A 7,982-nucleotide genomic window follows, 5' to 3' on the forward strand; every position below is an offset into this window, starting at 1 on the left:
GACCCACGTCGCGAAGCTGGAGCGCCCTTCGAACCGCCCCAGCGCCTCCCAGGCGCGTCGGAACGCCTCCTGCGCGGCATCGGCCGCGCGCGCCGCGTCGCCGCGGCAGAGCGGGCGCAGGAAGCGGAAGACGCCGTCGTACGAGCGGTCGATCAGCGCGTCGCCGGCGTCGCGGTCCCCCGCCGCCAACGCGCGCGCCAACTCGATGTCGCTGCGTCGTTCCACTCTCGCCTCGGCGCCAGCATACGCGATGCGTCCCGGCGCATCGCGCCTCCGCGCCCTCCCGCGGCGCCGCGGCGGGGCGGCGCGCGCCCCGCCGGCCGCGCGTCCGCTCACTGCAGCTTGAAGGTCACGACCACCGTGAAGTAGACCCGCACCGGGCGCCCTTCGAGCAGCGCCGGGCGGTAGCGCCACTGCCGCACCGCGGCGACGGCCGCCGCGTCGAGCGTCGGCACGGAGCGGAGGACCCGCACGTCCTCGACAGCGCCGCGCTCGTCGATGACCGCCTGCAGGATCACGCGCCCTTCGATCCGCGCGATCCGCGCCGGCTCGGGGTAGGAAGGTTCGATCCGCTGCGTCAACTCGGGCGGGCGGACGTCGCCGACGACGATCAGCGGCTCTTCGGGCGCGCTCGTCTCCTGCTTCGGCGGCTCCTCGACGGCGGGGAGGAGCGGCTTCGTCGGCGATTCCGCGCCGTCGCCGGGAAGCGCGCCGTCGATGGCCGGGCCATTGCCGCCGCCGCCGACGTTCTCGTCGGCGGGCGAGGCCTTCAGGTCGTCCGGGGTCAGCGCTTCGGCGCGGACCGGCTGCACGATCTCGGCCTTCGGCGCCGGCGCGGGCTTCGGCTTCGGTTCGTCGCCGCTCTTCGGCTTGGAGCCGCCGCGCGGCGCCGTCGGCGGCGGCGGGGGCGCGAACTGCAGGCTCACCAGGCCGAAGTCCGGATCGGCGACGGTTTCCGCGACGACCATCGACGCGGCGACGGCGCAGCCGAGCGCGGCGACGTGCACGGCGGCCGCGACCGGCCCCGCCCACCACGCCCGCCCGGCGCCGCGCCGTCTTCCTTCGAGCAGCAGCGCCGCCTGCATTCCCTCGAACGTCGGATTCGACATCGCCGCCTCCTTTTCCGCGGGCGATCTTTCCGCCGCGCCTGTTGGACGGACGACGACGCGGAAACCGAACCGCGCCTGCGAAGGAGGCGGGGACGCTACCGGCGGAGGGCCTTGTCGAGAAACGCGAAAACGAGGTTCAAGTTGGCCGGCGTTTCGAACTGCGGGCCGCCGTGGCCGGCGCCGGGGAGGATCGTCAGGACCGCGCGGTCGCTCCCGGCCGCGGCGCGGATCGCGGCGACGAACTGGATCGACTGTTCCGTTGGAACCACCGGATCGGCGTCGCCGTGCTCGACGAAGAACGGCGGCGCGTCCTTGTCGAGATAGGTCGCCGGGGACGCCTCCGCCGCCAAGGCGGGCGCGTCGGCGACCGCCTTTCCGAGAAACCGCGACTCCGGCGAGCCGGCGGCGCCGTGGTCCGGCCGGCCCTTTTTGCCGGCGGCGAACTGGGCGTCCATCCGGTCGAAGTAGATCGGACCGAACCAATCGACGACCGCTTGAACGGCGCTCGATTCCGCGGCGTTTCCCGCCGCCGGGTCGTCGAAGCGAGGCGTGCGCCCCGTCGTCCCGAGCATCGAGACGAGGTGGCCGCCCGCCGATCCGCCCCACGCGGCGATCCGCGAGCCGTCGAGGTTGTAGCGCGCGGCGACGGCGCGCAGGAACCGCACGGCGCTCTTCACGTCCTGCACGGCGGCGGGGAACGTCGCCTCGCCGCTCATGCGGTAGTTGACCGAGACGACCGCGTAGCCGCGGCGCACCCCTTCCAGCGGCGCGGACAGCTGCCCGTCGGCCTTGTCGCCCATCATGAAGGCGCCGCCGTGGACGGCGACGATCACCGGGAACGGGCCGTCGCCCTCGTTGGGCAGGTAGATGTCCAACGCCTGCGCCGGCGAGAGCGTCGCGTAGCGCACGTCGCGGTATTGCCGTCGAATCCAGCTCGTTTCGGGCGACTTGACCGCCGGCCCCTGCGGCCGCGCGGGGGCCGCGGCCGGCGGTCCGCCGGCCCGCGGCGTCGTCGGCGGGGCCTGCGCGAAGGCGGGCGCCGCGCCCAGCGCGAAGACGGCGACGAGGAACATGAGCTTGCCGGACATGAGCCCTCCTTGGTGGGCCGAACCAGCGACGAGAACGTTGCGCGGCCGGCGATCGCCCGGCCGCGCCGGCCGGAACGACGCGCCATCTTCGCCGGTCGCGGCGGCCGGCTCAATGGCCGGCGAGAACCCCTCTGAGCGCCGCGGCCAGCTCGTCGAGACGGTACGGCTTGGCGACGACCGCCTCGAAGCCGTGGGCGTCGTACTCGGACATCACCGGGTCGTTGGAGTAGCCGCTCGAGACGATGGCGCGCACGTTCGGATCGACTTCGCGCAGCTTCGCCGCCGCCTCGGCGCCCCCCATCCCGCCGGGAATCGTGAGATCGAGAATCACCGCGTCGAACGGCCGCCCCTCGTCCTTCGCCGCCCCGCAGCGGGCGATCGCGGCGGCGCCGTCCTCGACCGTCTCCGCGGCGTAGCCGAGCCGCGTCAGCATCTTCGCGGCGACGACGCGCACCGCGGCGTCGTCGTCCATCACCAGCACGCGTCCCGCGCCGCGGGGCGCCTCGAGCTCGGTCGGTTTCTCGGGCCGCTTCCCGCGCGCCGCGGGGAGGAAGATCGTGAAGACCGCGCCGCCGCCGGGCGGCGAGGCGACGGTGATCTGTCCGCCGTGCCGCCGGACGATGGAGAGGGACGTGGCGAGCCCCAGTCCGTTGCCGTCCCGCTTCGTCGTCACGTACGGATCGAAGATCCGCGGCAGCAGTTCCGGCGGGATGCCCGGCCCGTCGTCGGCGACGCGGATCCGGATGTACGGGCCGGGGGGGAGCGGTGCGGTGTCGTCCTCGAAGATCTCGATGTTCGCCGCCTCGACCCGCAGATGGCCGCTTCCCCGCGCCGCCTGCAGCGCGTTGATCGCGAGGTTCTGGAACACTTGGCTGATCTGCCCCGGATCCACGTCGGCCGGCCAGAGATCCTCGGGCGCGCGGAACGAAGGCTCGAGCGGCGAGCCGCGCAGCGCGAACTCCACCGACTCGCGCGCGATCTCGGCGATCGCCGCGGTCTTGCGCACCGGCGCGCCGCCGCGGGCGAAGGTCAGCAGCTGCTTCGTCAGCGCGGCCGCGCGGCCGCAGGCGTGCTCGGCCGCGCCGAGGATCGCCTCCCGTTCGTCGGCCGACGCCGCGCCGCGCGCCAGCGCCACGCCGCCGAGGATCGCGGTGAGGATGTTGTTGAAGTCGTGCGCGATGCCGCCGGCGAGGACGCCGACCGACTCGATCTTGCGCGCGGCGAGCAGCTCCTCCTCGGCGCGCCGCCGGCCCAAGGCGCCCGCGACGACCTCTCCCGCGAGGCGCATCAGGCGGGCGTCCTCGGGAAGCCAGCTCTTCTCGGCGCGCGCGGCGACGCACCCCATGACGCCCAGAAGGCGCGTCGAGGAGCGAAGCGGCACGCAGAGCGCGGACCGCACGCCGAGCTGCGTCCAGCGGGCCCGCTCCGCCTTCGCCGCCGGCGGGAGGTCGGCGACGCGGGGCACGTGGACCGTCTCCCCGGCGGCGACGAGCGGGAAGAGCCACGGGAAGTCGGCGATGGTCGAGGCGTCGAAGTCGGCGCGCGGCGGCTCTCCGCCGTCCTTCAGCCAGGCGTGGCTGTAGGTGATCGCGCCGTCGTCGTGGACGAGGATCAGGTAGGTGCGGTCCACCTCCGTCGCTTCGCCGAGGCTGGCCAGCGCCGATTCGATCCCTTCGTCGATCCGCCACGACGGCAGGGCGCTGAGGCGCGCGGCGATCGCCGACACGCGGTCCTCGAGGTCGAGCCGCCGCCGCAGCGCCTCCTCGGCGGCCTTCCGGCGGTCGAGCTCCTGCCGCAGGTCGCGCGTGCGCCGCCGCACGCGCCGGCGCAGCGACCATGTCCAGACGAACGCCGCGGCGAGCAGCGCGAGGAGCGGCGCCACGACCATCGCGCCGTGGCGGAGCGTCTGGCCGAACGAGGCCCCGCGCGGCTCGAGCACGCCGAACCACTTGTCGGTGAGCGCCTGGAGCCGCCCGGAGGCGCGCAGCGTCGCCAGCCCCTCGTCGAGCCGCGCCGCGAGCGCCTGGTCCCCCTTGCGGACGGCGATCCGCAGCTCGAACGAGCTGAACGGCGGACCGACCGGGAAGACGCCGCCGAGCCCCAGCCGCTTGGCGAGCGTCGGACCGTAGGCGTTGGGCGCGATCGCCGCGTCGCCCCGTCCCGAGGCGAGCAGCCGCAGCGCCTGCGGCTCGCTCTCCACCGGGACGATCACCGCGCCGTCGGCGCCGGCGGCGAGGAGGTCGTGGGCCATGCTGCCGCTCTCGACGAGGACGCGCCGCCCGCGGAGATCCTGCGGCCCGGCGATCGACGGCCCCCCGGCGCGGGCGAAGACGGCGTAGTGCACCACCATGTACGGGACGGTGAAGTCGACCCGGGTCGCGCGCTCCGACGAGTAGAGCATCCCGGCGAGCGCGTCGATCCGTCCGTCCTCGAGCTCCGGCCTCATCCGGCACCAGTCGTCGGCGCGGAACTGGACGTCGAGGCCGGTCGCGGCCGCCGCCTCGCGGACGACCTCGACGTCGAAGCCGGTGGGGGCGCCGCTCTCCTGATACTCGAACGGGGGATAGTCGGTGTTGACGCCGACGACGATCGTGCGGCGCTCGGCCGACGGCGCGTCGCCCGCGGGGCGGGCCGGCGCCGCGGGCGCGGCCCACGCCGCCGCCGCGGCGCCGAGGGCGCAGAACATGACCGGCGCGCACGTCACCGCCGCGATCCTCCGTGAAGAGAACTTGGGCGCTGACATCGACCCCGGTCAAGGGGCGATATCGCCCCGCGAATGGGGCGAGGAGATCCATTTCCGGGGACGGATCTCCGCGAACATCCGCGGGCGCCCCGCGCGGCGTCGATGGGCGGAACGGCGCCCGGAAATCGGCGCCCCGCACGCCGCGGGCGCCTGCGGTTTCGCGCGCCGGCGCGGCGGCGCCTACAATCTCGCCCCGTGAACGCGAACCGCGGAACGATCGGCATCTTCGATTCGGGCGTCGGCGGCCTGTCGGTCCTCCGCGCCCTGCGGGCGGAGCTGCCGCGCCACGAAATCGTCTACCTGGCCGATCAGGCGCGCGTGCCGTACGGGCCGCGGCCGCTCGAAGAAGTCCGCGGCTTCGCCGTCGCCAACGCCCGTTTCCTCCTGGCCCGCGGCGCGCGTCCCGTCGTCGTCGCCTGCAACGCCGCCTCCGCCGCCGCGCTCCGCCACCTGCGCGAAATCCACCCCGAGGAACTGTTCGTCGGGATGGAGCCCGCGGTGAAGCCGGCCGCCGAGAGGACGCACAGCGGCGTCGTCGGCGTCCTCGCCACCCCGGCGACCTTCCAGGGGGAGCTCTACGCGTCGGTCGTCGAGCGGTTCGCCGAGGGGGTCGAGGTGCTCGAGGACACCTGCCCCGGGCTCGTCCAGCGGATCGAGGAAGGGGATCTCGACGGACCGCGCACCCGCGCGATCCTCGAGCGGGCGCTGCGGCCGATGCTCGCGCGGAAGATCGACGTCGTCGTGCTCGGCTGCACCCACTACCCGTTCGTCGTGCCGCTGGTGCGCGAAATCTGCGGTCCCGGCGTGCGGGTGATCGATCCCGCCCCGGCCGTCGCGCGGCAGGCGGCGCGGTTCGCCGGCGCGCCCCCCGCCGACGATCGCGCGGGCGCGGCGACCCTCTTCACGACCGGCGACGCGGCGGCTCTCGCCGCGCTGGCGCCGCGGCTCCTCGGGACGCTCGGCGAACACTGCGCCGTGCGGCACGTCGATCCGCCCGTTCCCGAGCCGGCCTGACCCCGCGTCGCCGGCCGCGGTCCCTTCCTCGCCGGCGGTAGATTGAAGAGAGCGGCGCGCCGCGGCGGCGCGCCGGCGGGAGCGGCGATGCGCTGGTCGGTCCGCGCGGCGAGGCTGTTCGGCGTGGACGTGAAGGTCCACGCGACGTTCGGGCTCGTGCTGGTCCTCGGCGCGGTCCAGTGGGGGACGGGGCGCGGCGCGGCCGGGGCGCTCTTCGGCGCGGCGCTGATGCTCGCGCTCTTCGTCTGCGTCGTGCTGCACGAGCTCGGCCACAGCCTCGTCGCCCGGGCCTTCGGCGTGCCGACGCGCGAGATCGTCCTGCTCCCGATCGGCGGCGTGGCGCTGATGGGGCCGATGCCCCGCTCGCCGCTGCGCGAACTGGCGATCGCCGTCGCCGGACCGCTGGTCAACGTCCTCCTCGCCGGCCTTCTCGCGCCGGCGACCGGCGTCACCGCCGCCCTCCTCGGCCTCGACGCGCAGGGGCTCGTCCGCGGGGCGGGGGCGCCGTCCGTCCCCACGTTCCTGCTCTGGCTGCTCGGGGCCAACGTCTCGCTGGCCGTCTTCAACATGGTCCCGGCCTTCCCGCTCGACGGCGGCCGGATCCTGCGCGCGCTCCTCGCGCTCTGCCTCGACCACGAGCGCGCGACGCAGGTCGCCGCCGTCGTCGGCCAGTTGATCGCCGCCGCCCTCGGCTTCTTCGGGCTCGTCTTCGGCGCGCCGACGCTCCTCCTCGTCGCGTTGTTCATCTTTCTCGGCGCGACGGGGGAGGGACGGCGCGCGCGCCTCGCGCCGCTGCTCGCCCGCCTCTCGGCGCGCGAGGCCTGCAACGCGCGCGCGCTCCGCCTCGCGCCGCAGGACACCGTCGAGCGGGCCGCGGACTACGTCCTCGCCGCGCACCAACCGGACTTCGCCGTCGTCGAGGAGGACCGGCTGCTCGGCGTCGTGACGCGCGACGACTTGGTGGACGCGCTGGCGCGCGGCGGGGGCGGCGCGGCGGTGGCGGGGATCATGCGGAGCGACGCGCCGCGGGCGAAGGCCGGGGCGACGCTCGCCGAGGTGCAGGACGCGCTCTACGCCGCGGGGGCGCGCGTCGCCGCGGTCTTCGACGGCGAGCGCTTCCTCGGGCTGCTGAGCCTCGAGGACATCGCGCGGGCGCTGATGCTCGCGCCGTGGCCGGAGCGGCCGGGCGCCGGCGCCGCGCCGCGCTGATCGATTTTTCGGGGGAGCGGCGCCGCGGCGATCGCCGGGCGCCCGATGCCGCGCCGGGCGGCGGCGCGGGACGGCGAGGCGCCGTCCCGCGGCCGCGGGCCCGAACTCAGAACGTGCGCGCGGCGCCGACCGAGACGAGCCGGCCGGGGGTGCGGTAGCCGGGGAGCTCTTCGTAGGAACGGTCGAAGAGGTTCTGGGCGCGGGCGAAGAATCGGACCTGCTTGAACGCGTGGTAGCCGAACGACGCGTCCACCCGCACGTAGTCGTCGAGCGCGAGGCCGGCCGAGTCGACCCGGTTCCGCACCGCGACGAGGGAGAGCGAGCCGTCCCACGGCCCGTCGGGGGCGTAGATCGCCGAGAGGCCGGCGGTCTGCTTCGGGCGGCGGGGGAGCCGCGCGCCGGTCTCGGCGTTCTCGGCGTCGGCGTAGGTGTAGTCGAGCGTCAGCCGCGCGCCGCCGCCGAGCCGCGCGCCGAGCGTCGCCTCGACGCCGTGCGTCTTCGCCCGGCCGACGTTCTCGGCGCGGTAGGTCCGGTCGTCCCACTGGATCAGGTCGTCGATCCGGTTGTCGAAGTAACCCACCTCCGCGTCGAACGCGCCGTCGGCGAAGGAACGGCCGATCCCGGCGTCCCAGCCGCGGCTCGTTTCCGGCTTCAGGTCGGGATTGCCGAAATAGGGGTAGTAGAGGTCGTTGAACGTCGGCGCCTTGAAGCCGGTGCCGTAGCTCGCGCGCAGCCGCGTCTTGCCGTCGGCGAACTTGTAGGCCGCCGTGGCGCGGCCGGTCGTCTTGCCGCCGAAGACCGAGTGGTCGTCGCGCCGCA

Annotated in this window: 7 protein-coding genes; 2 read left to right on the plus strand and 5 right to left on the minus strand. The window is 75.0% G+C overall.

Translation table 11 applies throughout. The features are described 5' to 3' along the window. From LLG88_04175 to LLG88_04190, 4 genes are all read right to left on the minus strand, one after another. A partial coding sequence (locus LLG88_04175; protein MCE5246102.1) for an RNA polymerase subunit sigma-24 occupies nucleotides 1-225 on the minus strand: 225 nt, incomplete at its 3' end. Nucleotides 226-332: 107 nt separating this feature from the next. Further along, the gene (locus tag LLG88_04180; GenBank protein ID MCE5246103.1) at nucleotides 333-1,109 is read right to left on the minus strand and encodes a TonB family protein; all 777 of its coding nucleotides are present in this window, start codon (nucleotides 1,107-1,109) and stop codon (nucleotides 333-335) included. A 95-nt stretch (nucleotides 1,110-1,204) separates the two neighbouring features. After that, nucleotides 1,205-2,197, minus strand: a complete 993-nt coding sequence (locus tag LLG88_04185) for an alpha/beta hydrolase (protein MCE5246104.1) — start codon at nucleotides 2,195-2,197, stop codon at nucleotides 1,205-1,207. 109 nt (nucleotides 2,198-2,306) lie between these two features. Further along, complete coding sequence (locus tag LLG88_04190) at nucleotides 2,307-4,901, minus strand: transporter substrate-binding domain-containing protein (protein MCE5246105.1); 2,595 nt, start codon at nucleotides 4,899-4,901, stop codon at nucleotides 2,307-2,309. A 234-nt stretch (nucleotides 4,902-5,135) separates the two neighbouring features. Between LLG88_04190 and murI the strand changes: the two genes are divergently transcribed. Both murI and LLG88_04200 read left to right on the plus strand, forming a co-directional pair. Continuing rightward, on the plus strand, nucleotides 5,136-5,954 hold the full coding sequence (gene murI / locus LLG88_04195) for a glutamate racemase (protein ID MCE5246106.1): 819 nt from the start codon (nucleotides 5,136-5,138) through the stop codon (nucleotides 5,952-5,954). 87 nt (nucleotides 5,955-6,041) lie between these two features. Beyond that, nucleotides 6,042-7,163 (plus strand): site-2 protease family protein, encoded by a 1,122-nt coding sequence (locus LLG88_04200; GenBank protein MCE5246107.1) that lies wholly within the window; start codon nucleotides 6,042-6,044, stop codon nucleotides 7,161-7,163. A 106-nt stretch (nucleotides 7,164-7,269) separates the two neighbouring features. Here LLG88_04200 and LLG88_04205 read toward each other — a convergent pair. Continuing rightward, the coding region (locus tag LLG88_04205) for a TonB-dependent receptor (protein MCE5246108.1) at nucleotides 7,270-7,982 on the minus strand (713 nt) is incomplete at its 5' end.

This window comes from bacterium (assembly GCA_021372775.1).
GTDB lineage: Bacteria > Acidobacteriota > Polarisedimenticolia > J045 > J045 > JAJFTU01.